The sequence below is a fragment of the Ruegeria sp. CDSA141 genome (assembly GCF_059612005.1).
Genome location: NZ_JBXWPT010000001.1, coordinates 335558 through 360349 on the forward strand (window position 1 = coordinate 335558; position 24792 = coordinate 360349).

Annotated in this window: 25 protein-coding genes; 11 read left to right on the forward strand and 14 right to left on the reverse strand. The window is 57.4% G+C overall.

Going from position 1 to position 24792, the window contains the following annotated elements; genetic code table 11:
• The first annotated feature begins 158 nt into the window (after nt 1–158).
• Complete coding sequence (locus AC2FLP_RS01675; RefSeq protein WP_299894393.1) at nt 159–476, forward strand: ArsC/Spx/MgsR family protein; 318 nt, start codon at nt 159–161, stop codon at nt 474–476.
• A gap of 40 nt (nt 477–516) precedes the next feature.
• On the forward strand, nt 517–885 hold the full coding sequence (locus AC2FLP_RS01680) for a hypothetical protein (protein ID WP_117868521.1): 369 nt from the start codon (nt 517–519) through the stop codon (nt 883–885).
• Nucleotide 886: 1 nt separating this feature from the next.
• Here AC2FLP_RS01680 and AC2FLP_RS01685 read toward each other — a convergent pair whose 3' ends face one another.
• From AC2FLP_RS01685 to thrS, 5 genes are all read right to left on the reverse strand, one after another.
• Entirely contained in the window at nt 887–1405 is a 519-nt protein-coding gene (locus AC2FLP_RS01685; protein WP_299894388.1) for a DoxX family protein, read from the reverse strand.
• Nucleotides 1402–2163 carry an HvfC/BufC N-terminal domain-containing protein gene (locus AC2FLP_RS01690; RefSeq protein ID WP_117868523.1) on the reverse strand — a complete coding sequence of 254 codons (762 nt, stop codon included), beginning with the start codon at nt 2161–2163 and terminating at the stop codon, nt 1402–1404. The genes AC2FLP_RS01685 and AC2FLP_RS01690 overlap by 4 nt, the downstream gene beginning before the upstream one ends.
• Nucleotides 2160–3017 (reverse strand): MNIO family bufferin maturase, encoded by an 858-nt coding sequence (gene bufB / locus AC2FLP_RS01695; RefSeq protein WP_299894384.1) that lies wholly within the window; start codon nt 3015–3017, stop codon nt 2160–2162. Before bufB ends, AC2FLP_RS01690 begins: the two co-directional genes overlap by 4 nt.
• A 72-nt stretch (nt 3018–3089) precedes the next feature.
• Nucleotides 3090–3392, reverse strand: coding sequence for a BufA1 family periplasmic bufferin-type metallophore (locus AC2FLP_RS01700; RefSeq protein WP_299894381.1), 303 nt, complete (start codon nt 3390–3392; stop codon nt 3090–3092).
• A gap of 221 nt (nt 3393–3613) precedes the next feature.
• Entirely contained in the window at nt 3614–5572 is a 1959-nt protein-coding gene (thrS, locus tag AC2FLP_RS01705; RefSeq protein ID WP_496681162.1) for a threonine--tRNA ligase, read from the reverse strand.
• Between the two features lie 194 nt (nt 5573–5766).
• On the opposite strand from thrS, the gene AC2FLP_RS01710 reads away from it, so the two are divergent.
• From AC2FLP_RS01710 to AC2FLP_RS01725, 4 genes are all read left to right on the forward strand, one after another.
• Entirely contained in the window at nt 5767–6516 is a 750-nt protein-coding gene (locus AC2FLP_RS01710; RefSeq protein ID WP_496681159.1) for an alpha/beta fold hydrolase, read from the forward strand.
• Nucleotides 6516–7508 (forward strand): alpha/beta hydrolase, encoded by a 993-nt coding sequence (locus tag AC2FLP_RS01715; protein ID WP_496681158.1) that lies wholly within the window; start codon nt 6516–6518, stop codon nt 7506–7508. The genes AC2FLP_RS01710 and AC2FLP_RS01715 overlap by 1 nt, the downstream gene beginning before the upstream one ends.
• 44 nt (nt 7509–7552) lie before the next feature.
• Entirely contained in the window at nt 7553–8167 is a 615-nt protein-coding gene (locus tag AC2FLP_RS01720) for a hypothetical protein (RefSeq protein ID WP_117868528.1), read from the forward strand.
• Nucleotides 8168–8252: 85 nt separating this feature from the next.
• Nucleotides 8253–8963 (forward strand): alpha/beta fold hydrolase, encoded by a 711-nt coding sequence (locus tag AC2FLP_RS01725; protein ID WP_496681157.1) that lies wholly within the window; start codon nt 8253–8255, stop codon nt 8961–8963.
• Here the strand turns inward: AC2FLP_RS01725 and AC2FLP_RS01730 are convergent.
• Nucleotides 8960–9547 (reverse strand): DUF6151 family protein, encoded by a 588-nt coding sequence (locus tag AC2FLP_RS01730; protein ID WP_496681156.1) that lies wholly within the window; start codon nt 9545–9547, stop codon nt 8960–8962. The two genes, AC2FLP_RS01725 and AC2FLP_RS01730, sit on opposite strands and share 4 nt — an antisense overlap.
• A 5-nt stretch (nt 9548–9552) precedes the next feature.
• A complete protein-coding gene (phaZ, locus tag AC2FLP_RS01735) occupies nt 9553–10824 on the reverse strand; it encodes a polyhydroxyalkanoate depolymerase (protein ID WP_496681155.1) in 1272 nt (423 codons plus the stop codon).
• 111 nt (nt 10825–10935) lie between these two features.
• Between phaZ and AC2FLP_RS01740 the strand changes: the two genes are divergently transcribed.
• From AC2FLP_RS01740 to phaR, 3 genes are all read left to right on the forward strand, one after another.
• Nucleotides 10936–12738 carry a PHA/PHB synthase family protein gene (locus AC2FLP_RS01740; protein WP_496681154.1) on the forward strand — a complete coding sequence of 601 codons (1803 nt, stop codon included), beginning with the start codon at nt 10936–10938 and terminating at the stop codon, nt 12736–12738.
• Between the two features lie 131 nt (nt 12739–12869).
• Nucleotides 12870–13316, forward strand: a complete 447-nt coding sequence (locus AC2FLP_RS01745; RefSeq protein WP_117868532.1) for a phasin family protein — start codon at nt 12870–12872, stop codon at nt 13314–13316.
• Between the two features lie 135 nt (nt 13317–13451).
• On the forward strand, nt 13452–14003 hold the full coding sequence (gene phaR, locus AC2FLP_RS01750; RefSeq protein WP_117868533.1) for a polyhydroxyalkanoate synthesis repressor PhaR: 552 nt from the start codon (nt 13452–13454) through the stop codon (nt 14001–14003).
• A 64-nt stretch (nt 14004–14067) separates the two neighbouring features.
• On the opposite strand, the gene AC2FLP_RS01755 is transcribed toward phaR, so the two are convergent.
• From AC2FLP_RS01755 to AC2FLP_RS01785, 7 genes are all read right to left on the reverse strand, one after another.
• On the reverse strand, nt 14068–15282 hold the full coding sequence (locus AC2FLP_RS01755; protein WP_299894362.1) for a DegT/DnrJ/EryC1/StrS family aminotransferase: 1215 nt from the start codon (nt 15280–15282) through the stop codon (nt 14068–14070).
• Between the two features lie 112 nt (nt 15283–15394).
• Complete coding sequence (locus tag AC2FLP_RS01760; RefSeq protein ID WP_496681151.1) at nt 15395–16699, reverse strand: NAD(P)/FAD-dependent oxidoreductase; 1305 nt, start codon at nt 16697–16699, stop codon at nt 15395–15397.
• 8 nt (nt 16700–16707) lie between these two features.
• Nucleotides 16708–18066, reverse strand: a complete 1359-nt coding sequence (locus tag AC2FLP_RS01765; protein WP_117868539.1) for a glutamine synthetase family protein — start codon at nt 18064–18066, stop codon at nt 16708–16710.
• Nucleotides 18066–18746 carry a type 1 glutamine amidotransferase gene (locus AC2FLP_RS01770; RefSeq protein ID WP_299894356.1) on the reverse strand — a complete coding sequence of 227 codons (681 nt, stop codon included), beginning with the start codon at nt 18744–18746 and terminating at the stop codon, nt 18066–18068. Before AC2FLP_RS01770 ends, AC2FLP_RS01765 begins: the two co-directional genes overlap by 1 nt.
• A gap of 58 nt (nt 18747–18804) precedes the next feature.
• The gene (locus AC2FLP_RS01775) at nt 18805–20124 is read right to left on the reverse strand and encodes a glutamine synthetase family protein (RefSeq protein WP_299894353.1); all 1320 of its coding nucleotides are present in this window, start codon (nt 20122–20124) and stop codon (nt 18805–18807) included.
• 133 nt (nt 20125–20257) lie between these two features.
• Nucleotides 20258–22444 (reverse strand): xanthine dehydrogenase family protein molybdopterin-binding subunit, encoded by a 2187-nt coding sequence (locus AC2FLP_RS01780; protein WP_496681148.1) that lies wholly within the window; start codon nt 22442–22444, stop codon nt 20258–20260.
• 3 nt (nt 22445–22447) lie between these two features.
• Nucleotides 22448–22912: a (2Fe-2S)-binding protein gene (locus AC2FLP_RS01785; RefSeq protein WP_299635926.1), complete on the reverse strand. Its 465-nt coding sequence runs from the start codon at nt 22910–22912 to the stop codon at nt 22448–22450.
• 141 nt (nt 22913–23053) lie between these two features.
• On the opposite strand from AC2FLP_RS01785, the gene AC2FLP_RS01790 reads away from it, so the two are divergent.
• Together AC2FLP_RS01790 and dusA are read left to right on the forward strand one after the other, a co-directional pair.
• Nucleotides 23054–23656, forward strand: coding sequence for a TetR/AcrR family transcriptional regulator (locus tag AC2FLP_RS01790; protein WP_299635928.1), 603 nt, complete (start codon nt 23054–23056; stop codon nt 23654–23656).
• Between the two features lie 138 nt (nt 23657–23794).
• Nucleotides 23795–24790, forward strand: coding sequence for a tRNA dihydrouridine(20/20a) synthase DusA (gene dusA, locus AC2FLP_RS01795; protein ID WP_496681144.1), 996 nt, complete (start codon nt 23795–23797; stop codon nt 24788–24790).
• Nucleotides 24791–24792 lie beyond the last annotated feature (2 nt).

The window sequence follows — 24792 nt, forward strand, 5'->3', positions numbered from 1 at the left end:
GCGACATCGTAAACCCGACTGGATCGCTATTTCTGAACAGTCCAATTCACATGTTTCGCCTTTTTCAACATTGCATGGTGATGTAAAAAATCAAGAATAACTGCCTGAAACTGGCAAGTTTGCCCAAAATGCAATCAAATGCAGGAACAGTAAAAAACATGCGCCTTTATGGACTGAAGACTTGTGACACCTGTCGCAAGGCATTGAAAACGTTTCCAGATGCAGAGTTTGTAGATGCCCGCAGCGATGGCGTGCCGGACTCTGTGTTGTCGCAAGCGCTTGCCGCCTTCGGCGACGCTTTGCTCAACACAAGGTCCACAACATGGCGTGGGTTGGATGACAACCAACGCGCGAAAACACCTTTGGAACTGTTGAAAGAGCACCCCACTCTGATGAAGCGTCCGTTGATCGAGAAAGACGGAGATCTGTTTCTGGGCTGGACAGCCGAAACACGAACGCAGCTTGGTATTTCTTAAGGAATGCTTATGTGCCTGCATGTAAAAGTGAGGATGTTCAATGCGTAATGCCGCCATGATTTTGGGCGTTATCGCCGGATTGATCGGTATGATCGTCGGGTTTTTCGGATATGCGAAGGTGGTCGTGATCGATCACGTCGGCGAGATAGAAGGAGTTCTGAGGCAGGCAGACAACCCTGATCTGATTCAGGCCGTGTCGATCATCGCGCCTTTGTTGGCCATTGTCGGGGGGGCGATGGCGCCTGCGCGTGCTCTTTTTGCCGGAATCTTGCTGCTCATTTCAGCGGGAGCGATGTATTATGCATTCGGATTTGGTGTCTTCACCATGTTCCCGATTGCATTTGCCGGGGTTGCCGGGGTGCTTGGGCTGGCAGCGGGTAAACCGGACCAGCCCAAAGCGCATTTCTAGGTCATTTCAGACGCAGGATCCGATCAAGTGAGATGGGGCCCGCACCGTTGATCACGATCACCAGCATCAGGAATGTCCACATCGTACGCTGATCCATTATGGATGGCGCCGCGTCGAACAGGCTGCCCAGTTTCACGCCATGGCCGGTGACATCGACCAGAGTCTGCACCCAGATGAAACCGATCATACCCAAGGCGGCCAGGCGGGTGAACAGACCGACAAGCAGCAGCGCAGGAAGGACGAATTCTGCAACCGTGCCAAAGAAAACGACGATACGTTGGAAGATTGTCATTTGGGATACGTCATAAAGGACGGCTTCGGCTGCTTTGGGGAAAATCTGACCGAAGGCACCTGCCGAAGGTGAAAAGATCGAACCGTCGATCTTCAGCATTGCCGAGTTCCAGTAATAGACCAGAAGGACAGCGACAAAGACCAGCCGCGCCAGCGTTGGTGTAAGCCAGTTGGACGCAAGGTCCACCTTTCCCAGAACGTTGTTGTGAAGTGAGATCAGGGCAGTCATGTCTCCAGCCTTTCGATAGTCACAGAAGTTAGTGCACCGCCCTGTAGAAGCAGTGCCAGAGTGGTTCCAAGGTCAAATTCAGGTTGCGTCGCTGCGGTTTTCTCAAACGCTTCGCCGATCATGTCGCCACCTTGTATGTGGGTTATCCAGTCTGCTCCGCCAGCGGGCAGCAGCTGGGCAACCGGGTCGAATTCCGGGCGTGTGATCAACACATCCTCCGCTCGTGCAACCGGTTTCGGTGCGTCGGCGTCGGTGTTGAAGCGCCAGATCGCGTGAATAGGCCAGTCTGAACGTATCACCCGCATGGCAGGGGCAAAACGCAACCGGGCCCGCATGACCTGTTCGGGGTCTACGGCCAGAGCTTCTGCCGGGGCAGGTTGGCTGTCGGCGGCGTGGTACGACTTGCGCAAGGCAAGTTCCATCCGCGCCACATCCGGCAAGTAACCAAGATGCGATAGCTGCTGCATTCCAGCCAGAAATTCGGGAAAGGCTTCACCGTAGAACATCATCAGCGGTGAAGATGGCGGGTGCTGGCGCAGAAATATCCCGGCCAGCCCATCCATATTCCCAGAGCCCAGCAACTTGGTGATGACTGGAAACGCCTGATGCATCGCCTCGGTCAAGGACACGGCGATATTGTTGCGATAGACGCTGAACCGACGACCGGCTGGCTGCGCCTGGGCGTCCAGCAAACCTTCGGGGACGGGGGCTGACGCATCCATCATGGCTGCGCGAAATTCGGATTGCGAAACGCTCATGCCGGGATCCGTTCCAGGGCGGTCTGCGCGCGAACGGCCTGTTCTCGCAAAACGGGCCAGTCCGGTACGTCGGTGTCCCACTCGACCAGGACGGGCTTCGGCCCCGTCCGTTCCAGCACATAATCCAACAACGCCCAGACCGGATCGACGACTTCACGCCCGTGGCTGTCGATCAGCAGCGGGTGGCCGTGATCGTCTTCATCCTCGTCATGACCGCCAAGGTGAATTTCCCCCACTTTTTCCAGTGGATAGGCATCGATGTAACCCTGAGGAGAGAAATCCAGATTGGTGGCAGAGACAAAGACGTTATTGACATCCAGCAACAAGCCACATCCGGTACGACGTGCAATTTCGCGCAGAAAGTCGGGCTCTGACCAGGCGCTTTCTTCAAAAGCCAAATAGCTTGAGGGGTTTTCCAACAGCATCTGCCGCCCGACAGTATCCTGCACCTGATCGATATGATCGCAAACACGTGTCAGAGTTGCGTCGGTATAGGGCAAGGGCAGCAGGTCGTTGTAGAAATGGGTGTCATGGGTGGACCAGGCCAGGTGTTCGGAAAAGCTGGCGGGGTTCAGCCAACCCACCAGTTGTTTCAGCCGGGCCAGATGATCAGGGTCCAGTGCGCCTTCGCCGCCAATGGACAGGCCAACACCATGGACCGAGATCGGGAATTGTTCGGAAAGATGGCGCAGCTGCGCCAGAGGTCGCCCGCCATCGCCCATATAGTTCTCCGCATGAATTTCCAGCCATGCGACGGGCTGCGCGTGTTCAAGTACCTGAGCGAAGTGTTGCGGCTTGTAACCTACGCCCGGAGCTGCGGGCAGGCGGTTCGACCTGTGGGCATCATCCAACATGGGCCAGTTCCTTGATCACGAAAGGGAAGGGGCGGGCGATGGTGCCCGCCCCCTGAATTCGTCAGGCGCTTCTTATGCCGGCAGGTCGCGATCCTGAGCTTCCAGCGAGCCTTTGCGCGGTGCGCCGTCGGCCTGTGCGGGCAGTTCGATATCCGCGCAGGTGCCTGCATCGACCAGGGTCCATGCGTTGCCCTGATAATCAACGGTCGAGGTGCCCGCGCAGGTGGTGCCGGGGCCAGCGGCGCAGTCGTTCTGACCGGCCAGCGATACGCCATAGCATTTTTCTTTTGCCTGAGCGGATGCAGTGGTTGCGGCGCCCGATACGGCGGCTGCGACTGCGGTTGCGACAACCAGGGACTTAGCTGTGTTCGACATCTCGGTAATCCTCTTGATGACTGGGTATGTCTGCTTGTGACAATGACAAAGGTAGTGGCTTGGTAGACAGAGTTGAATTCACGAGCCCGTGTCTCACAAGCACGTCAGGGGGCGGTGTGCCCTCTTGCAGCGTAACGCATTGTTTTTGATTGAAAAAGGGGGAAATGTTTCAATCTGGCCCCAAATCGGGGGCCAGATTTCTTGCGATTTCCTGCCGATTGTTACAGCAAATCCGGTGCGGTGGCTGCCTGCGACAGCTCGTTTGTTACAACGTCAAGCGGTTGTACCTGCGTCTGTTTTTCACCCAGACGCCGGACACTGACAGTGCGGTCGTCGACTTCGCGATGGCCGACGGCCAGAATGACCGGAACCTTGCCGACCGAATGTTCACGAACCTTGTAGTTGATCTTTTCGTTGCGAATGTCGGCTTCGGCCCGAACACCAGCTGCGCGCAGGGTTTCGATTACTTCGGCGACATAGTCATCCGCCTCAGAGGTAATAGACGCGACCACGACCTGACGCGGGGCAAGCCAAAACGGCAGCTTGCCTGCGTGTTCTTCGATCAGGATACCGATGAAACGTTCGAACGAACCCAAGGTTGCGCGATGCAGCATAACGGGACGGTGTTTACCGCCGTCAGCGCCGATATAGGTGGCGTCCAGACGCTCGGGCAGCACGAAGTCAACCTGGTGCGTACCGCATTGCCAATCGCGACCGATCGCGTCGGTCAGAACAAACTCCAGCTTGGGGCCGTAAAAGGCGCCTTCGCCGGGGTTGAGCTCCGGCTCGATCCCGGCAGCACGTGTCGCGCTGAGCAACGCGGCTTCGGCCTTGTCCCAGACTTCATCCGACCCAGATCGTTTCTCAGGGCGATCCGAGAATTTGACCGAGAAGTTTTCGAATCCCAAATCCTTGTAGATCCGGGACAGGAACCGGATGAACTCTGCGGTTTCAGACTCGATCTGGTCTTCGGTGCAGAAGATGTGCCCATCGTCCTGGGTGAAGCCGCGCACACGCATGATACCGTGCAGCGCACCTGACGGCTCATAGCGGTTGCACGAGCCAAACTCAGCCATACGCAGCGGCAGGTCGCGATAGGATTTCAGGCCCTGATTGAAGATCTGCACATGGCAGGGGCAGTTCATCGGCTTGAGCGCGTTGATCGCCTTTTCGCGCGCGTGCTCCTCGTCCACTTCGACGATGAACATGTTCTCCTGATACTTGTCCCAATGGCCCGATGCTTCCCACAGTTTACGGTCCACAACCTGTGGCGTGTTGACTTCGACATAGCCGCCGTTGCGCTGCTGGCGGCGCATGTAGTCCTGCAACTGAGTGTAGATCGTCCAGCCGTTGGGGTGCCAGAAAATCTGACCGGGCGCCTCTTCCTGCATGTGGAACAGGTTCATTTCGCGGCCCAGCTTGCGATGGTCGCGCTTGGCGGCCTCTTCCAGCATATGCAGGTGCGCTTTCAGCTTTTCCTTACCGGTGAAGGCCACGCCATAGATACGCTGCAACATCGCGCGGTCGCTGTCGCCACGCCAATAGGCGCCGGCGATGGACATAAGCTTGAAGGCATCCCCCGGAACCTGGCCGGTGTGTTGCAGGTGCGGACCACGGCACAGATCCTGCCAGTGGCCGTGCCAGTACATGCGCAGCGGTTCGTCGCCGGGAATGGCTTCGATCAGTTCGACCTTGTAGGGCTCGTTATTGGCTTTGTAGAACTCGATCGCGCGCTCGCGGTCCCAGACCTCGGTGGTGACGGGATCACGCTTGTTGATGATCTCTTTCATCTTTTTCTCGATGAGGCCGAGATCTTCCGGCGTGAACGGCTCTTCACGGTCGAAGTCATAATACCAGCCGTTTTCGATAACGGGGCCGATAGTGACCTTGGTCGCGGGCCAGATTTCCTGAACTGCGCGGGCCATGATATGGGCCAGATCGTGGCGGATCAGTTCATTGGCCTGAACTTCATCCTTCATGGTGTGGATGGCGATCTGCGCGTCGGATTCGATGGGCCATTGCAGGTCCCAGTGCTTCCCATCCACGGTGGCCGAGATGGCCTTTTTGGCCAGCGAGGTTGAGATATCGGCAGCCACCTGCGCGGGCGTGACGCCTGCGTCGAAGGAACGTGCATTGCCATCGGGAAAGGTGAGAGAGACGGATTGAGAATCCAGGGCCATATCGGCTCTCCTCGTCGGTTTGGCGCCCACTGAACGCCCGGTTGCGGGTTATGTGTGTTCGGCTGATGTGGCAGGTGCAGCAATTTCTGTCAAGTGCTGCAGGGTGCTTTGGCTGACGCAACGAGACATCGAATTCAGGAATTGCGACCATCGAGCTGCCGTGCATGATGTTCCCCAAAGAGAAAGAGGATTTCATGGCAGCGACGGAATTTCTGGAAACGGCTCAGGGGCGGCGACTGGCTTATCACAAAAGCGAAGGGTCAGGGCCGACCATCGTTTTTCTGGGTGGGCTCAAATCGGACATGGAAGGCACCAAGGCCGTGCATCTGGAAGTTTGGGCGCAGGCGCGGGGGCAATCGTTCTTGCGGTTCGATTATTCCGGCCACGGCGAAAGCTCGGGTGCGTTCACGGAATGCTGTATTGGTGACTGGCATCAGGACACATTGGCCGCAGTAAATGCATTGACGGACGGACCATTGATTGTGGTTGGCTCGTCGATGGGGGGGTGGCAGGCATTGCTACTGGCCAGGGCCATGCCCGAACGAGTTGCAGGCATGGTCACAATTGCTGCTGCACCGGATTTCACCGAGGACGGGTATTGGGTGTCTTTCAGCGACGAACAAAAAGCCGCGTTGAACACCGTCGGCCATGTCGAGTTGCCGTCCGACTATATGGAACCCTATATCATCACCAAGCGCATGATCGAAGACGGACGTCAGAATTTGGTTCTGCGGGGCGCTCTGGATCTGCCGTTCCCGGTTCGTTTCCTGCAAGGCACCGCAGACACGGCGGTTTCGACCGAAACAGCCGTGCGGCTGCTGGAACATGCTGCGGGTCCCGACATGCGGCTGTTGTTGGTCAAGGGGGCTGATCATCGCTTCTCGGACGAAAAATGCCTGGGCCTGATCGAGACCGCGGTTCTTGACGTGTTGGGAGAAACCTGATGCGGCGCTTTGGTTGGATTCTGGGGCGCGCGCTTCTGGCGCTGGTTGTTCTCGGCGGCTTGGTCTACTGGTTCGGCCCGGGCGAGGAAGTGAACCTGCACCCGACTTTTGATTCCCGGAAATTTGGTGAAGGTGTTCAGGTTTATTTTGAAAGCACCGAGTCCGCCTATGATGATATCGTTCCAGGTGTCGAAAAGCGCGTGGTCTGGCAGGACGGGTTCAAGGAACAGCGCACGCCGTATTCTGTTCTGTACATCCACGGTTTTTCAGCAAGTTCTGAGGAAATCCGCCCCGTGCCTGATCTGGTGGCTGACGCTTTGGGGGCCAATCTGGTTTTCACGCGGTTGCAAGGTCACGGTCGGGATGGGCCGGCGATGGCCGAGGGTACTGCCTCGGGCTGGATGCAGGACATGGCCGAAGGGCTGGCAGCGGCGCGTGCGGTCGGAGAGAAGGTGATCGTCCTTTCCACCTCGACCGGAGGAACACTGGCGGCGGCCGCTGCGTTGGATGTTGACCTCAGCCGGGACGTGGTTGGCATGGTCTTTGTCTCGCCGAACTTTGGTGTGAATACCGTCGCGGCGTGGGTGCCTTCCTTACCTTGGGCAAGAATCTGGTTGCCCGTTCTCATGGGGCCAGAACGCGATGTGTCAGGGCCGGACCCAGAGAAGAACAAGTACTGGACGTCGGTCTACCCGTGGGAAGCCGTCGTGCCGATGTCTGTGCTGGTGGATACGGTCTATGCGCTGGATTTCTCTGAGGCCCTGATACCCGCTTTGTTCTGGTTTTCGGATGATGATCAGGTTGTGCGGCCGGACCGGACGCACAAAGTGGCTGAGGCCTGGGGCGCTCCGGCAACGGTCAAGCTGGTTACGATGGGGCCGGATGACGATCCGTCTTCACACGTTATCGCGGGGCGGTTGATGTCGCCGGGTCAAACCGACGCGGCCGTTTCTGGTATACTGGAGTGGCTCAAGGGCTTGGGGGTGGAATAAACCCTGATCGGAAAAAAGGATGCAAGATGCTTAAGCCGGGCAGCATGTGGAGCCTTGAGACCCTGGGCCGCGTCCGCTTGTCCCGGCACTTCTTCATGCGTGATTTTCTGTATTCGGAAATCGGCAACTTCCACCAAAAGCAGAATATTCCGGACAACCCGGATCTGGCGATCGAAACAGGTCGCGCGTTTTGCGAAACCCTTCTTGACCCCTTGGAAGAGACATTTGGCCGGGTCGCCGTCAGGTCGGGCTACCGCTCACCGTCCTTGAACCGGTTTGGCAATGAAAACAAACTGAACTGCGCCCGAAACGATAATCCGTTGGAATGCCATATCTGGGATCACGGGGAAGGGGATGCGCGGATCGCCGGGGCATCCATCGTCATCCCGTGGTTCGCGGATCAATATGCGCAAGGCAGGGATTGGCGGGATCTGGCGTGGTGGATGCACGATCATCTGGAGTATTCCGAAATCTGGTTCTTCCCCAAGTTATGCGCGTTCAACCTTGTGTGGCGGCCCAGGCCGCATCGTCGGATCGACAGCTACATTGCTCCGCGTGGATGTCTGTTGAGGCCCGGCACTGAGCCGGGTGAAGACCTTTCTGCCCGGCAAGCCCGTTACGCCGATTTTCCGGCATTTCGAGCAATCGCCTACCCATGAAGTTTTCCTTGCCCGGTTGCGGCAAAACTTTCATCCTGAGAACAACTGGAAGGACTCGGAAAACCGAGCAGATGGAGACCCCCGCGTGATCGAGCCGCTGGTGTTGTTGCCTGGATTGATGTGTGATGCCCGCCTGTTTCGGCCTCAAATCGAGGTACTGTCACGGGCACGGCCTGTCACCGTTGCGCCGATATCCGGAGGTGAGCGTATCGAAGAAATCGCCTCGGGGATGTTGGATCAGCTTCCCCATCGGTTTGCCCTGGTCGGGCAGAGCATGGGCGGTGTTGTGGCGTTGGAGTTGATCCGGCGGGCACCGGAACGGGTGTCGCGCCTGTGTCTGATGTCGACAGACGCTCAGGCGGATACACCTCATATCGCAGCCAGTCGTGAGGACCTGATTATTGGCGCTCAGGGTGGGCGGCTGGAAGAAATCATGCGCCAACTGGTTGGCACCGATACATTGGCGCCGGGGCCAAGGCGAATCCCAATTCTGAATGATCTTTTGACAATGGCGAATGATCTGGGCGCCGAGACATTCGTTCGTCAAATGCGTGCCTTGCAGCGCCGGCCCGACCAACAGGGAACGTTGCGCCGCATCAAAGCCCCCACTTTGATCATGTGCGGCGTGCATGACACGCTTACCCCTGTCAAACGCCACTCGTTCATGTCTGACCTGATACCGGAGGCAGAGTTGAAGGTTGTCGAAAATGCGGGGCATCTTCTAACGCTTGAAGCACCTGATGCCGTGAATAACGCCTTGGAAACCTGGCTGAATATCCCGCAACGGTTTGACTAAGGGTAAAGCGCTGCGCGTTCGGCTTTCGAAATCACATTCGGTGTCACCGAAGGTTCGCCGGTCTCGTGGTTAAAAAACGGCGTATTCTTCCACCGTCCTGACAGGCGTGATCGCAAGGCGCGGTGCAAAAGGCCAAACGCCGCAAACCTGACCTTTTCGTGTTTTTGTTTTCCATTGGGTCGAGGGACAAACCCGCGGGTCTTGACCGGCCCCAATGCGGAACCATCACCGGTAATCCTGCTGACAATTAATCCTGCACAAGGTAAACGTGCAGTCTGTGGCGTCGTCGCCAACGGGGCGTTGCAGCAGCTGGCGTACCATCTCAGCATACCATTTTGGCTTAGTTTCATGGCCGAAAGGAATTGACCGCCAGCGGTAAAACCGATTTCATCCGGTGCCATCTGGAAAATGTCAACCGGGCCGGGGGCCGGGTCGGGCTGCCGGAAAAACAGCTGCGCCGCGCGGCAGTCATGACAAAAACACTCGACATGGGTTCCAAGCCGAACACCCCGGTCCGAGATTTGACCCTTCAACTGGCCGCAAATGCAGGAAAAGGCGAGACCAACATGTGTCGGCCCGCCCATGTTCTTCAGGCGACCTTGTTGCTATTCGCTGCGCTGCGGCGTTTCTTGCGGCTGTTTTCGTTCATGAAATCAATCACAAGCGGGCGGATGTTGTCGCGCCAGCTGCGGCCTGCGAAGATGCCATAATGGCCCGCGCCCGGCTCTACGTGGCTGGCTTTTTTGCTGTCTGGCAAGCCGGTGCACAGGTCCAGTGCAGCAATGCATTGACCGGGGGCCGAGATATCGTCATTCGCACCTTCGACCGATTTCACCGCAACGTCGGTAATCTTGCCGATATCAACCTTGTGGCCAGCGACAACAAATTCGTTGCGCGCAATCTCGCGGTTCTTGAAGACGCGTTCGACCGTTGACAGGTAGAATTCGGCCGTCATGTCCATGACCGCAAGGTATTCATCATAGAAACGGTTATGCGCATCCAGATCCGAGGCTTCGTTGCGGGTAACGCGTTGAATTTGATCGGAAAACGCCTTGGAGTGGCGATCGGCGTTCATCGACATGAACGAGGCCAGTTGCAGCAGGCCGGGATAGACCATACGCCCGACACCTTTGTACTTGAAGCCGACCCGTTGAATCATGGTCTCTTCCAGCTGACCCATCGTGACACGTCGTCCAAAGTCGGTAACGTCAGTCGGAGTTGCGTCCGGGTCCACCGGCCCGCCAATCAGTGTCAGAGTGCTGGGTTGAGCCTTGGGTTCCACCTCGGCCAGATAGGCTGTGGCCGCCAATGTCAGCGGGGCGGGCTGACACACCGCCACGACATGCGTGTCCGGCCCGAGTTCCTTCATGAAATCCACAAGGTAGAGAGTGTAATCCTCGACATCGAACTTGCCTGCAGACACAGGAATATCGCGCGCGTTATGCCAATCGGTGATGTAAACCTCACAATTGACCAGCAGGCTTTTGACGGTCGAGCGCAGCAGCGTGGCATAGTGGCCGGACATGGGCGCAACCAGCAGGACCTTGCGCGGTTGTTCTTCCCGGCCGTTGACACGGAAATGAACCAGATCGCCAAAGGGGCGTTCCAGAACAGTCGTGATCTCGACCAGATGATCCTTGCCGTCTTCGCAGGTGAAGGTTCGAATGCCCCAGTCAGGTTTGACAACCATTCGCTGGAAGGTCCGTTCAGTCACTTCGCCCCATGCGGCCATCCAGCTGAACGCCGGGTTGGGTGTCATGGAAAACAGCGGGTAGGACGCCATCGCGCTTGCGGTTGCACCAAGCCACTGGTTGGTGTTACGCATGGACTCCATGAGGTCGTAGGTCATCATATAGCGCATAAATGGGGCCTCCTGAGTGTCAGCCTGAGAGTTCGGACCATTCGTCGCTTTGCCCCCCAGCACCCACGACGTTATTCTGCATAGCAGCGAGGTTAGGGTGGAATTGTTAAAATGACAACTAGCGAAGGCCAAATGCCAGGCGTGTCCGAAGAACATATTGAACGAATTAAAGAAAATATGGAAAAGGTCGAGCAGCTCTCGAAGCGCCTGATCGAGATTATGGCGTCAAAAAAGCCGCACACCCCTGCGCTGGACGGCCCGAATCAAGAGCTTTTTGCACGAGCAGCAACGGCGTATTGGGCCGAGGCATGGCAAAACCCCGCCAAGTTATTGGAGCAGCAAATAGAATTCTGGGGAAAGTCGGTTTTGAACTTTGCCGAAGCGCAGAAAACGCTAACCTCAGCAGAAGACGAAAACGAGCTGGCCAAATCGGGTGACAAGCGGTTTTCCAATCCCCTTTGGGAAAAAAACCCGTATTTCCGCCTGATCCGCCAGCAATATCAGACAAATGCAGAAGCCATTGCTCAGGCAGTTTCGTCGGTAGATGATCTGGATGCCAAAGACAAACGACGCCTGCAATATTTCTCGCAACAGATCATTGACATGATGGCGCCGACGAATTTTCTGGCGACCAATCCGGATGCCCTGCAAAAAGCAGTCGAGACCGAAGGTCAATCGCTGGTCAAGGGGTTGGAGAATCTGGTTTCAGACCTTGAGGCCAATGACGGTGAGTTGGTCGTGAAACTGGCAGATGAAAGCGCGTTCAAGGTTGGCGGAAACCTGGCGACAACGCCGGGTGAGGTCGTGTATCGCAACCGGATGATGGAACTGATTCAATACAAGCCGGTGACCGAAACGGTTTACGAAACACCCATCATTCTGTTCCCGCCCTGGATCAACAAGTTCTATATTCTGGATCTGAAAGCCCAGAACAGCATGATCAAATGGATCACCGAGCAGGGCTATACCCTGTTTGTCGTGAGCTGGGTTAACCCGGATGAAAGCTATGCCGAAACCGGCATGGAGGATTATGTCCAAGACGGTTTCCTGACGGCAATCGAGACGGCGAAGAAGATCTGCAAGGTCAAACAGGTCAACGCTGTGGGCTATTGCATCGCAGGCACAACGTTGAGCCTGACTTTGTCCTTGCTGAAGCAGCGCGGAGACAAGTCCGTCAAGTCGGCAACTCTGTTTACGGCACTGACGGATTTTTCCGATCAGGGTGAGTTCACGCCATTCCTGCAAAACGACTTCATCGACGGAATCGAAGAAGAAGTGAACAAGGAAGGCGTTCTGCGGTCGTGGATCATGGCGCGCACCATGTCGTTCCTGCGATCACGCGACCTAGTTTATGGTCCAGCCATTCGCAGCTACATGATGGGAGAGGTGCCTCCGGCATTTGATTTGCTCTACTGGAACGGCGATGGTGCTAACCTGCCGGCAAAAATGGCCGTGGAATATCTGCGAGGTCTCTGTCAGCGCAACGAATTCGCCACCGACGGTTTTGAGTTGATGGGGCACAAGCTGAAACTCGAAGACGTGGATGTGCCTCTGATGGCCATCACCTGCGAAACCGACCACATCGCGGCATGGAAAGACTGTTACCGCGGCGTACAGAAAATTGGCTCGCGGTCCAAGACCTTCGTGGTTTCAGAATCGGGTCATATCGCGGGCATCGTGAACCCGCCCAGCAAGAAAAAGTATGGCCACTATATCAACCCGGATATGAAGCCGGACGCTAGCACCTGGCTGAAAGAAGCTGATTTTCACGAGGGGTCCTGGTGGCCCATGTGGAACGCTTGGTTGAAGAAGCGGTCCGGAAAGCAGGTTCCGGCACGCGAACCGGGCGATTCGAAGCACCCCAGCCTTACCCCCGCACCTGGAACCTATGTTGTTGCTAAGCCAAACGGCTGATTTCATTTTGAAACTTAAAAAATTCTGCATTGCAGCAAGAAAAAACTTGCAATGCTGCGATGCAGCAATCATATTGTCCTCAAGCTGATGAAAGCCGGGGTGGGCCCGGACCGGCTAAAAGGATTAGGACAATGGCAAAGACCCAAGACTTTACCGCGATCATGAAAGACATGATGGGTGCATTCCCGGTGGACACCACCGCAATGGAAGGCGCATTCAAATCGACCGCTTCGCTGAACGAGAAGCTGTCGGGCGTTGCTCTGGAAGCTGCTGAGAAATCGGCCGAGATCTCGAACAAATGGACCAAGGACACCCTGGCCAAGCTGAGCGAGATGTCTAAAGCCAAGGCAGAGCCTGCTGATTATGCAAAAGCCGCAACCGACTTCGCAAGCGCGTCGGCTGAAGTTGCTGCTGAAAACATGGCCGCTTTTGCTGAGATCGCGAAAAAAGTTCAGACCGAAACGGTTGAACTGCTGATGGCTGCTGGCAAAGACGTTGCGGAAGAAACAACCGCCGCCGTAAAAAAGGCGACCAACGAGGTCACCACTGCAGCCAAGAAAGCTGCAACTGCAAAGTAAGAAACGTCCGCGAAACGCACCCAACCCTCCCATTAGGTGCAATCGCGTTGGGCAGGTCCATTGACCTGCCCTTTCTTTTTGTGCTGCACTCGCATAACCTGTGCTGCAACGCATCATCCTTGGGGAGGGAATCCGGTGTCGGACCAAGAAAAACCGCTGCTGATCAAGCGCTATGCCAGCCGTCGGCTGTATAACACCGAGACCAGCGATTACGTGACGCTCGAAGATATCGCGGGTTTCATCCGTGACGGGCGCGAAGTACAGATCATTGATCTGAAAACCGGCGATGACCTGACGCGCCAGTATCTTCTGCAAATCATTGCCGAACATGAAAGCCGCGGTGAGAATGTGCTGCCGGTGAATGTACTGAACGATCTGGTCCGTAGTTATATGCTTCCGGGTGGGGGCATGATGCCTCAGTTCCTGCAAAGCTCGTTCGAGATGCTGCGGGAAAGTCAGAGCAAGATGGTGGAAAACATGAGTGCCATGAACCCGATGTCTCAGATGCCGGGTTTTGATGCATTGCAGGCGCAGCAGCAGGCTTTCCTGAAGGCGATGACCGGTGGGCTGTCAGGCGGATGGTCCGGTCCGGACAAGGACGAGGGAAAGTCTGAACCGAAAGAGGATCTGGAGGACATCAAGAAGCAGCTGGCGGAATTGCAGCAAAAACTGTCCAAGCTGAACTGATTTGTTCCGAACAAAGAAAAAGGCCCGCGCTATGCGGGCCTTTCTTGTTTGAAGTGCTGTCGTTTTACGTTCCATAAACCGGCATCGGGCCGGTCACTTCGCCAACCGATGCCAGCAGGATGTCTGCAATCACGTCCAGCTCATCGCGCGTCAGGCGCACGGGCAGACGAACATCGCACGCCTTCATCAGCATTTCGCGTGTCCTGGGCAGATCGAAAGTTTCCGGAAGGAACTGCCAGTTCCAGAAGGCGCGGGCATTGTCCTCACTCAGGCCGAACACCTGAACTTTGACGCCGCGCGCCTCGGATGCTTCGGCAAAGGCGCGGATCTCATCTTCCTGCATCCCGACCAGATTGAACTGGATCGAATCCGGCGCACGCTGCTCGGGGGGTAGCGGGGCAGGAACCTTGATATGGGGAGAGGTGTTCAGGCGACCGGCCACATAATCGTGGTTCGCCAGGCCATCGCGGACGCGGCGCGCCAGTTCCGGAATTTGTGGACGGATCACGGCGGCGCTGAGGTTGCTCAGGCGAAGGTTGTACAGCGGCAGCTTGTTCTGCCAGCGGGCAAAGGCCTCTTCCAGTTCGGGTGAGTTGTCGCCCTGCGGACCTTTGTGTTTCTTCCAATTGTGTTCATAGGCTCCCGACATGATGACGGCCCGCGCGACAAGATCTGCATCATTCGTGATCAGGATGCCACCTTCGCCGGCATTGATCATCTTGTAGGATTGGAACGAGAAACACCCGACCTTTCCGATCGTTCCGATATTGCGGCCGTGCCAAGTGGTGCCCAGCGAATGCGCGGCATCCTCGATCACAGGAATGTTGCGAGCGTCGCACAACGCCATGATCGCATCCATGTCGGATGTATGCCCACGCATGTGGCTGATGATGACCGCCTGAACGTTGTCCAGTTTGGCTTCGAAATCGGCAATGTCGATGCGGTAGTTTTCGCCCACTTCGCACAGAACGGGAATGCAATCGGCGTGGACAATTGACGACGGCACGGCTGCGAAGGTGAATCCCGGGATCAGAACACGCGCATCGCGGGGCAGATCAAGCGCCTTGAGCGACAGAAACAGCGCGGCCGAGCATGACGACACCGCAAGGGCGTATTTCGTGCCCAACAATTCCGCGAACTCGGCCTCCAGCAGGGCCACCGGGGCATCCTGCGGTGCGGTATAGCGGAACAGATCGCCCGACTGCATCAGGTCGTTAATGGCATCTTTTGCGGCTGTGGGGATGGGTTCGGCGGCATGAACGTTTGGTGGAAGCGTCATATTTGGATTTCCCGAATATTGTATTTGGGAAAGATAAAGCTATTCATGGGGCAATCCAAGCCCTCAATCGCCGGTTGGCAAAAATTCACCAATCTGTCGCAATTTAGGTGGATCAGATCCCAAGCCGGTCGCGCAGCGCGAACCACGTCATGGCCAGCACAAGCAGCGGATTGCGCAGGGCAGGGCCGCCGGGGAAAGACAGCGCGGGCACCCGTGCCATCGTGTCAAACCCTTCGGCCTGACCCTGAACGGCCATCGCCATGAGCTGCCCGGCATGGGTCGCAGTGCCGACACCGTGACCGGAATATCCCGAAGCCGAAAGGATATTGGGTGCGACACGGGCCAAATACGGCATCCGCCGCATGGTGATGGCCAGCGTTCCACCCCACGCATAGTCGATTTTCGCGTCCTGCAGATGCGGGAAAATCTCGGTCATGGGTTTGCGGACCTTGGCGGCGACATCCGATGGAAAGCGGTAGCCATAGCTTTCACCGCCTCCGAACAAGAGGCGACCATCAGCACTGAGGCGAAAGTAGTTCACTACGAATTTTGTATCTGCGACTGCCACATCCCGGGTCAAAACCCTCGCGGCGTCCTTTCCAAGGGGTTCGGTGGCCGCGATGAAATTATTGATGGGCATGACCCTGGCGGCGACGGAACGATTGAGATCGCCCAGGTACCCGTTGCAGGCCAGAATGACGTGCTCGGCCCGAACATTGCCGTGTGCAGTTCGGATCACCGCAGGCTGGGTTTCGTCAATCCCCATAACCTCGGTGCTTTCAAAGATACGAACACCCGCTTTGGCCGCGGCTTGCGCCAATCCCAACGCAAAGTTCAAAGGGTGCAGATGTGCCGCACCCATGTCCAGATACCCGCCCTTGTAAGCGGGTGATGGGCAAAGCGCGTGACCTGCGTTTTCGTCCAACAATTCGATCTGGTCATATCCGTACCGCTCAGAAAGATGGCCAGCGTGGTCATGCAGTTCTTTCTGCTCAGATCTGCTCAGGCCCAGGACGGCGACCCCGGGTTTCAGGTCACACGCGATCTGGTGTCTGGCGATCAGGGATTTGACCAGATCCTTGGCGTCTTCGGCCAAATCCCACAGCTTGGCGGCGTCAGCATCGCCAACAAGACGTTCGAGGTCTTCCTGATCCATCCGCTGCGCGCTGCCCAATTGGCCGCCGTTTCGGCCTGACGCGCCAAAGCCGACACGGTGGGCTTCAAGCAGCACGACGTCGAACCCGGCTTCGGCCAGATGGAGAGCCGCGGACAGCCCTGTATAACCGCCACCGACTACACACACATCCGCTTTGGTGTCTTCTGGCAACTCAGGAAAGCGATCCATCGGATTTGCCGTCGCAGCATACCAGCTGTCCGGGTACTCACCCTTGCAGTCATTGGAATAGAGCAGGTTCACGGAAGGTCTCAGACGTTGATCAGCAGGTGTTCACGTTCCCAAGGAGAGATGACCTGCAGGAACTCTTCGTATTCGGCCCGTTTGACGATGCCGTAAACGCGGGCGAATTCGGGGCCCAGAACCTCGTGCAGGGCAGTGGCCTCGTCAAACAGATCCAGCGCTTCTCCCATGACCTGTGGGATATCTCCTTCGCCTTCATAAGCGTCGCCATAGAACTGACGACGCGGGCGCTCTTGCTGAACTAACCCCAGATAACCGCAGGCCAGCGACAGCGCGATGCCCAGATACGGGTTGCAGTCCATCCCGGCGATGCGGTTCTCAACACGGCGCGCTTCCGGACCCGACAGGGGCACACGGATGCCGGTGGTACGGTTGTCCCGTGCCCATTCCAGATTGATCGGTGCCGCGTGATCTTTCACATAGCGCCGGTAAGAGTTAACGTAAGGTGCCATCACCGCCAGACCGGCGGGCAGATGGTTCTGCAACCCGGCGATGAAGTGATAAAACGCGTCGGTCTCGCCACCCTGTGGACCAGAAAAGATGTTCTGCCCGGTTTCCATGTCGATGATCGAGTGATGGATGTGCATGGCCGAACCCGGTTCTTCCTCGATCGGTTTCGCCATGAAAGTGGCGAAACAATTGTGCCGCAGCGCGGCCTCACGGATCAGACGTTTGAAATAAAAGACTTCGTCAGCCAGTTTTACCGGGTTGCCATGGCGCAGATTGATTTCCAACTGCCCGGCGCCGCCTTCTTGCGTGATGCCGTCGATCTCGAACCCCTGGTGTTCGGCGAAATCATAGATGTCGTCGATCACCGGGCCGAACTCGTCCACCGCCGTCATGGAATAGGCCTGCCGTGCGGCGGCGGGGCGACCTGAGCGCCCAATCATTGGCTTGATCCCTTGTGCCGGATCGACATTGGGAGCAACAAGAAAGAATTCCATCTCGGGCGCTACTACCGGTTTCCAGCCTTTGTCGTGGTAAAGCTGTACAACACGTTTCAGCACGTTGCGCGGGCTGTATGGAATCGGTTCACCATCCCGGTTGTAGGCGTCGTGGATCACCTGCAGCGTCCAGTCGCCGGTCCAGGGTGCGGCGGTGGTTGTTGAGAAATCGGGTTTCAGGATCATGTCCTTTTCGATGAACCCGTCATCACCGGCAGCTTCGCCCCAGCCCCCTGTGATGGTCTGGTAGAAGATGCTGTCGGGCAGGTGGAAATAGGATTGCTTTGCGAATTTTGATGCAGGCACCGCCTTGCCGCGCGCAATACCCGGCAGGTCTGAAATGATGCATTCAACTTCGTCCAGTCTCTGTCCGTGGAAATACGCCTTGGCGGCTTCCGGCAGTTTATCAGTCCAATCAGCCATCAGGCTCTCTCTTTCTTTAGAAAATCGGCCATGTGGCGCGCGATTTTGGCGTTGTCGTCCAGCGCGGTTTCGCGATTTGCGGCTTCGCGCATCAGATCCTCCGGGACGACGCCCTTGCCCCGAGTCCGCATCAGGCCTGCCACGAAACCGTTGGTGAATTCCGGGTGGGCCTGAACCGTCCAGATTGTGTCCCCATAAGCCAGCATCGCGTTTTCGCAGAAGGCATTCCGGCCCAGAACCCGCGCCTCTTTTGGCAATTCAACAACCTGATCCTGATGCCAGGCATTCAGCCATAATTTGTTGCCGTCATACTCGTATTCAGTACGACCTACAGCCCAACCTCCAGCGAACTTCTCGACCTTGCCACCCAGTGCCTGAGCAATGATCTGATGGCCAAAGCAAACGCCGATCAGCGGTTTTCCGCTTTGTTGGATCTCGCGCACCAACGCTACCAGCGGCGCAATCCAGGGCAGGGCTTCGTAAACCCCGTGACGAGACCCGGTAATGACCCATCCATCCGCATCATCTGCACTATCGGGGAAGGTGCCGTCCACGACGGCAAAGGTCACGAACTCGAACCCATTGCCAGCCAACAGCGTGGGGAAAAGCTCGTCATAATCCCCGAATTCATCCTGCAGCACTTCGGGGGTGTGGCCGGTTTGTAGAATACCGATTTTCATGTGTCACCAAATTTGATCAAATTAATCCTAACCGAGACTGATTGAAGCGGCAAGGGGGTCAAACCGCCTCGAGATAGCTCAGCCAGTGATCCTCGGGTGGGATGCTCGCAAATCGGGTGATCTCTTGCCGCTTGGTCATGGTCAGATAGCGGATCAGGTCTGCGGGGAACAGACGCGGCACCAATGGATCAGAGGCGAACCTGTCAATCGCACTCGACCAATCCGGCATCAGCTGAGGCAGGTCTGCAATGTCATAGGCGTTCCCCGTGATCGGGGCAGGTGGGGTCAAACCGTCTTCGATGCCAACAAGTGCCGCGCCCAGAACCGCGGTTAGCATCAGATACGGGTTTATGTCCCCGCCGGCGACGCGGTGTTCGATGCGCCGTGCAGCCGGGGGGCCGCCAGGGATGCGAATAGCTGCGGTTCGATTTTCATAGGCCCAGCAGGCCCCCGTGGGCGCATGTGCCCCTGGTATGAGCCGTGTGTAGGAATTCCCGTGGGGCGCAAATATCAGCGTACTGCCCGGCATGGCCGCGACACAGCCAGCGACGGCAGACCGCAAAATCTCAGTGCCTTCCGGCCCGTTGTTGTCGAACACATTGTGCCCGTTCTGGTCCACTACCGAGAAATGCACATGCATTCCGTTGCCGGCGTCATCAGTATAAGGCTTGGACATGAAGGTTGCCGCAAATCCGTGCTTGCGCGCCAATCCACGCGTCAATGCCTTGAAAAGCCACGTATCATCGGCACAGCGCATGGCGTCCTGATGGTTCAGGTTGATCTCGAACTGGCCGATGCCGCTTTCCGAGATGGCCGTCTGCGCGGGGATGCCCATTTCGGCGCAGCCGTCGTACAGTTCGGTGAAGAACGCTTCGAACGCGTCCATTTCAGCAACCGACAGAACTGCCTCATCGGTAAGGCGCCGCCCGGTGATCGGATTCACTGGCGGTTGCGGTTGCGCGCCAGACGCATCAACCAGTGTGAACTCCAACTCCGTCGCGGCAACAACGGACCAGCCGCGTTGTGCATAGCGGTCGAGTATGGCGGACAGAGCATGCCGCGGGTCGCCCGGGAACGGTACGCCGTCATCATCATACAGGCTCATTGGCACCAGCGCCGTTTCCGTATCCAGCCAGGGCACGGGGACCGGGCCGCGTTCGGTCGGGCGCAGCACTCCATCTGCGTCGCCGGTTTCAAAGACCAGCGGGCTACCGTCGATGTCTGCGCCCCACAGATCAACGTTCAGTGCCGAGAATGGCATTCGTACAGCCCCCTTTTCCAGTTTGTCCGCATAGACGGGGGGCACGCGTTTGCCGCGCATCTGACCGTTCAGATCACATGCGGCAACGCGGAAATTGTGCAGGGCGCTCAGGTCCATTGGGGGCTCCGTCGGTGAAACTCCCCAGTGATTTACTTCAATGGATCTGCTTTGTCATCAAATTTGATCAAATTTTGGCTTTGGTGTTCATGGAACTCCCCGCGCCGGTTTTGACCGGCGCGGGGAGGTGCTTTTAGGCGAAGCTTACGCCATGCGCTTCCATGGGCAATTGCGCCACATGCACACCTGACAGCGCATTGATCGCATTGGCCAATGCAGGCGCTGACGGTGGCGTGCCGGGTTCTCCTACGCCGGTTGGCGCTTCGGCTGATGGCACGATATGTACGTCAATTGCGGCAATATCCCCAATACGCAGCGGTTCGTAATCCGGGAAGTTGTATTGATCCACAGCACCGCTGGTCAGAGTGATCTGGTCACGCATCACGTGGCCAATGCCATAGCCGATGCCGCCTTCCATCTGGGCGCGCACAACATCCGGGTTCACGGCAATGCCGCAATCCACGGCACAGGTGACCTTTTCAATCTTGATGCCACTTTCTGGATCGCCCGAGACTTCGACCACTTCAGCCGCGTAAGACCCAAAGGACTTGTGAACAGCGATCCCCTGCGACCGACCTTCTGGCGCATTGCCCCAGTTTGCCTTTTCGGCCGCCAGTTTTAAAACAGATGCCTTTCGCTGCTGGTCCGGGTTGTCGTCGTCGGACAGATGGGCCAGGCGGAACTCGACCGGATCGCGCCTTGCCGCTTGGGCCACGAGATCCATCATGGTTTCCATCGTATAGGCCGTGTGAGTGTGTCCGACAGAGCGCCACCATAGTACCGAGGTTGCCTTGGGCGTATCTGTTAAACCCAGCGCCATTCCCGGAATCTGGTAGGGGCTGTCTGCGATACCTTCGATAGAGCTGTGGTCGACCCCGTCATGCACCGCGAAGGCCTCGAAGGCCGTGCCTTTCATGATTGATTGGCCAGCTACCTGATGCTGCCATCCGACGATTTTGCCATCGGCATCCAGGCCAACCCGGACCTTGTGGCCAAAGGCGGGGCGATAATACCCGCTGCGGATATCGTCTTCGCGCGTCCAGACCAGTTTCACCGGGCGCGAGCGGTCAGTGACGACAAAAGCCAGAGCTGCCTCGACCTGATAATCCGCATCCGGAGTTGCACGGCGACCAAAGGAGCCACCCGCCAGCATGGTCTTGATGTGGATCTTCTCAGCGGGAAGGCCAAAGATCTGCTGGTAGGCCATATGTGGCCCTGTCGGCATTTGCGCCCCGTCATGCAGAACGATGTCACCATCGGCTGTTTGCTCGATCGTGCAGTTCAGCGGCTCCATTGGAGCATGGGCCAGCAGTGGGAAGTAGAACGTTTTTTCAACGACCTTGTCCGCACCGTCGATGGCGGCTGCCACAGCTTCAAAATCTGCCTTGTTCACGTTATACGTGGGCTCAGCCTCCAGCGCGGCCATGATCTCGGCCTTGATCTGGTCCGAGTCACGGGTTTCTGCGCCGGACATGTCCCACTCGACCTCAAGCGCATCGCGTGCTTGAATCGCGGCCCAGGTGTTTTCGGCATAAACCGCGACACCGGCCTGATTGGGCAGGACGGCTGCATTGATATAGCCTTTGACCTCCTTCGATGCGCTGTCATCAAAACCCAGGGCGATGCCGCCCTTCGCTTCCGGGCGTTTGATCATGGCGACCATCTGGTTGGGCAGGTGAACGTCCATCGCGTAAATCGCCTGCCCGTTGCCCTTGATTGCCGAATCCTTGCGGCGCACCGTTTCATTTCCGATCAGGCGGAACTCGGACGGGTCTTTCAGGCGCGGCTCTGCCGGAGCGTCCAGTTGCGACGCAGCAGACACGAACTCAGCGATCGGAGCCGACTTGTCGCCCGCCTTGACGATGCCGTCTTCGATGGTGATGGCGGATGCATCCACGCCCCAGCTCTGCGCAGCGGCGTTGATCAGCATTTCGCGCGCAGCAGCACCGGCCTGACGATATTGCAGCCACGAATTCGCCATCGCGGTCGAACCGCCGGTGCCCTGGAATGGACCAAACAGCAGGTTGTTGTAGACGTTCGGATCCGAGGGGGCGAACTCGTATTCGATCTGGTCCATGGTCAGGCCGATTTCTTCGGCAATCAGCGTCGGCAGGCCGGTCGCTGGGCCCTGACCTTTTTCAAAGTGCTTGACGATGGCGGTCACGGTGCCATCCGCATCGATTTTCACGAACGGGTTGAGCTGGGCGGTCTCGGACGAGGCCGCGGCCAGTGCTCCGTCTGGACGGGTGCCGACCAGCAGGACGGCACCGGCAGCGGCGGCACTTTTCAGAAACCCACGGCGAGAGGTGTTGATGGTCATGGATCAGGCCTCCAGAATTTCAGACGCGCGCTGGATACCGGCGCGGATGCGTTGATAGGTGGCGCAGCGGCAGGCATTGCCGGACATGTACTCGTCAATCTCCTGAGCCGACGGTTTCGAGTTCTCGGACAACAGCCCGACAGCCGACATCACCTGACCCGACTGGCAGTAGCCGCACTGGACGACATCCAGCTCGACCCAGGCCTGTTGTATGGCAGCACCGATCTTGTCGTCACCGACAGCCTCGATGGTCGTGACTTCGGCACCTTCGACGTCTTCAATGAAAGTCTGGCACGAACGGACGGGTTCACCGTTCAGATGCACCGTGCAGGCCCCGCAGGACGCAACGCCGCAGCCGAATTTTGTGCCGGTCAGTTTCAGTTCGTCTCGGATCACCCAGAGAAGAGGCGTTCCGGGTTTGGCATCAACCTCGTGGGTTTTGCCGTTCAGGTTCAATGTAAGAGCCATGATGAGGGGGTCTCCTGTTGGTGCTGGTTTCCGCACTTGGTAAACTCTCGGGTTTACTCATGGCATATTGTTTTGCCTCTGTAAACTCCTGCGTTTACCTAGTGTTTGACCAAGGCGCGTCAACAGGTCTATAGCTCTGACATGAACGAATGCAGCGCACAGAATGCGTCCAAGCGCGCACAGATCATCGAAGCTGCCGTGGCCGAGTTCCAGGAAAAGGGATTTGCCGCGGCCAGTATGGACCGCATTTCAGCAAGGGCCGAAGTGTCCAAGCGTACGTTGTACAAGTACTTTGAAAGTAAAGAGAACCTGTTCCGCTCCATCGTGGTCGAATTGTCCAGTCGCTTTGCTGAAGTGCTGGAAATCCGGTATGAAAAAGGTCGTGACATTCGTACGCAACTGACCGAACTGGCCTGGGCCGAGGGACGTATTCTGATGCGGCCCGATGTTATCGCGATGGCCCGGATGGTGATCAGCGAAACCTTGCGCAACCCGACGCTTGCAGCGGAAGCTCAGGGCAAGCTGGACAAGACGGCGACGTTCATTGCCATGCTCAAGGATGCGGCAGAGGATGGGCAGCTTCGGATCGATGACCCGGAACGGGCCGGGCGCGAATTCATTGGCCTGATCAAGGCACGCGCCTTCTGGCCGCTGCTGTTCACGGGCGGGGCGCTCAGCGAACCCGAGATGACGGAAACGATCGAAAGCAGTGTCCAGATGGTGATGAGCCGATATGGTGTCTGATCGGAAACAGCTGAATCCTCAGGGTCGCCGTTGGGACGCCGCCAGAGGAATGTGTTAGGGCTTTTTGACTTGATTCGGATGGGCAAGACCACTGACAGGCAATCGGATTTCGGAGCATAGCAGGATGGAGGCGTTGCTGTGACAGGCAAGGCAACACAGGCAGCGCGTTTGAGCGTGGCGCCGATGATGGATTGGACAGATCGCCACTGTCGCTATTTTCATCGGCTGCTCAGCGCGGAAACGTTGCTGTACACCGAGATGGTGACGGCACCGGCGCTTGTGCGGGGCGGGGCGGTGCATCTGTTGGACCATTCTCCTGAAGAACACCCGGTTGCTTTGCAACTCGGCGGCTCTGACCCGGAAGAATTGGCGCAGGCCGCGCGTTTGGGGGCTGAGGCCGGGTATGATGAGATCAATCTGAACTGCGGCTGTCCGTCGGATCGGGTGCAATCCGGCACTTTCGGCGCTGTCTTGATGAAAAACCCATGCCGCGTTGCCGACTGTGTGGCTGCCATGCGCGAAGCGGTGAACGTGGATGTCACTGTTAAATGCCGCATCGGCGTGGATGACCAGGAGCCGGAAGAGGTATTGCCTGCGTTTCTTGAACAAATCCGTGCGGCAGGTTGCCAAAGGGTAACAATCCATGCCCGCAAGGCGTGGTTGCAGGGGCTGAGCCCCAAGGAAAACCGGGATATCCCGCCCTTGGACTATGACCTAGTGCATCGGATGAAGCATGAGTTTTCGGATCTTCACATATCGATCAATGGCGGCATCAACACGCTGGACGAGGCAGCCGCACATCTGGAAGCAGGTCTGGATGGGGTGATGATCGGCCGGGCCGCGTACCATCAGCCGGGCGATGTCCTGTCGGATGCTGACCGACGCATCTTTGGTACCGGAGCGACGCGTGATCCGTTCGCGATCGTTCAACATATGGTGCCTTATGTGGAACGGCACCTTGCCAATGGCGGGCGTTTGCACCAGATCACGCGTCATATGTTGGGCCTTTTCGCAGGTCGTCCCGGAGCCCGCGCATGGCGGCGTGCCTTGTCGGAAGGGGCTGTGCAGGATGGGGCCGGACCCGAGGTGATGCTGCGGGCGCTGGATCATGTGGCGCCCATGGCAGAAGTTTAAAC

Bases quoted from the DNA above. Each gene is read 5' to 3' on its own strand.
- AC2FLP_RS01685 (WP_299894388.1), bottom strand. From the start codon at position 1,405: ATGACTGCCCTGATCTCACTTCACAACAACGTTCTGGGAAAGGTGGAC.
- AC2FLP_RS01790 (WP_299635928.1), top strand. From the start codon at position 23,054: ATGAACGAATGCAGCGCACAGAATGCGTCCAAGCGCGCACAGATCATC.
- AC2FLP_RS01770 (WP_299894356.1), bottom strand. From the start codon at position 18,746: ATGAAAATCGGTATTCTACAAACCGGCCACACCCCCGAAGTGCTGCAG.
- AC2FLP_RS01780 (WP_496681148.1), bottom strand. From the start codon at position 22,444: ATGACCATCAACACCTCTCGCCGTGGGTTTCTGAAAAGTGCCGCCGCT.
- AC2FLP_RS01715 (WP_496681158.1), top strand. From the start codon at position 6,516: ATGCGGCGCTTTGGTTGGATTCTGGGGCGCGCGCTTCTGGCGCTGGTT.
- thrS (WP_496681162.1), bottom strand. From the start codon at position 5,572: ATGGCCCTGGATTCTCAATCCGTCTCTCTCACCTTTCCCGATGGCAAT.
- AC2FLP_RS01745 (WP_117868532.1), top strand. From the start codon at position 12,870: ATGGCAAAGACCCAAGACTTTACCGCGATCATGAAAGACATGATGGGT.
- AC2FLP_RS01755 (WP_299894362.1), bottom strand. From the start codon at position 15,282: ATGACGCTTCCACCAAACGTTCATGCCGCCGAACCCATCCCCACAGCC.
- AC2FLP_RS01775 (WP_299894353.1), bottom strand. From the start codon at position 20,124: ATGGACCTGAGCGCCCTGCACAATTTCCGCGTTGCCGCATGTGATCTG.
- AC2FLP_RS01690 (WP_117868523.1), bottom strand. From the start codon at position 2,163: ATGAGCGTTTCGCAATCCGAATTTCGCGCAGCCATGATGGATGCGTCA.
- bufB (WP_299894384.1), bottom strand. From the start codon at position 3,017: ATGTTGGATGATGCCCACAGGTCGAACCGCCTGCCCGCAGCTCCGGGC.
- AC2FLP_RS01785 (WP_299635926.1), bottom strand. From the start codon at position 22,912: ATGGCTCTTACATTGAACCTGAACGGCAAAACCCACGAGGTTGATGCC.
- phaZ (WP_496681155.1), bottom strand. From the start codon at position 10,824: ATGCGCTATATGATGACCTACGACCTCATGGAGTCCATGCGTAACACC.
- AC2FLP_RS01700 (WP_299894381.1), bottom strand. From the start codon at position 3,392: ATGTCGAACACAGCTAAGTCCCTGGTTGTCGCAACCGCAGTCGCAGCC.
- AC2FLP_RS01730 (WP_496681156.1), bottom strand. From the start codon at position 9,547: ATGGGCGGGCCGACACATGTTGGTCTCGCCTTTTCCTGCATTTGCGGC.
- AC2FLP_RS01740 (WP_496681154.1), top strand. From the start codon at position 10,936: ATGACAACTAGCGAAGGCCAAATGCCAGGCGTGTCCGAAGAACATATT.
- AC2FLP_RS01710 (WP_496681159.1), top strand. From the start codon at position 5,767: ATGGCAGCGACGGAATTTCTGGAAACGGCTCAGGGGCGGCGACTGGCT.
- AC2FLP_RS01720 (WP_117868528.1), top strand. From the start codon at position 7,553: ATGTGGAGCCTTGAGACCCTGGGCCGCGTCCGCTTGTCCCGGCACTTC.
- AC2FLP_RS01680 (WP_117868521.1), top strand. From the start codon at position 517: ATGCGTAATGCCGCCATGATTTTGGGCGTTATCGCCGGATTGATCGGT.
- AC2FLP_RS01765 (WP_117868539.1), bottom strand. From the start codon at position 18,066: ATGGCTGATTGGACTGATAAACTGCCGGAAGCCGCCAAGGCGTATTTC.
- AC2FLP_RS01675 (WP_299894393.1), top strand. From the start codon at position 159: ATGCGCCTTTATGGACTGAAGACTTGTGACACCTGTCGCAAGGCATTG.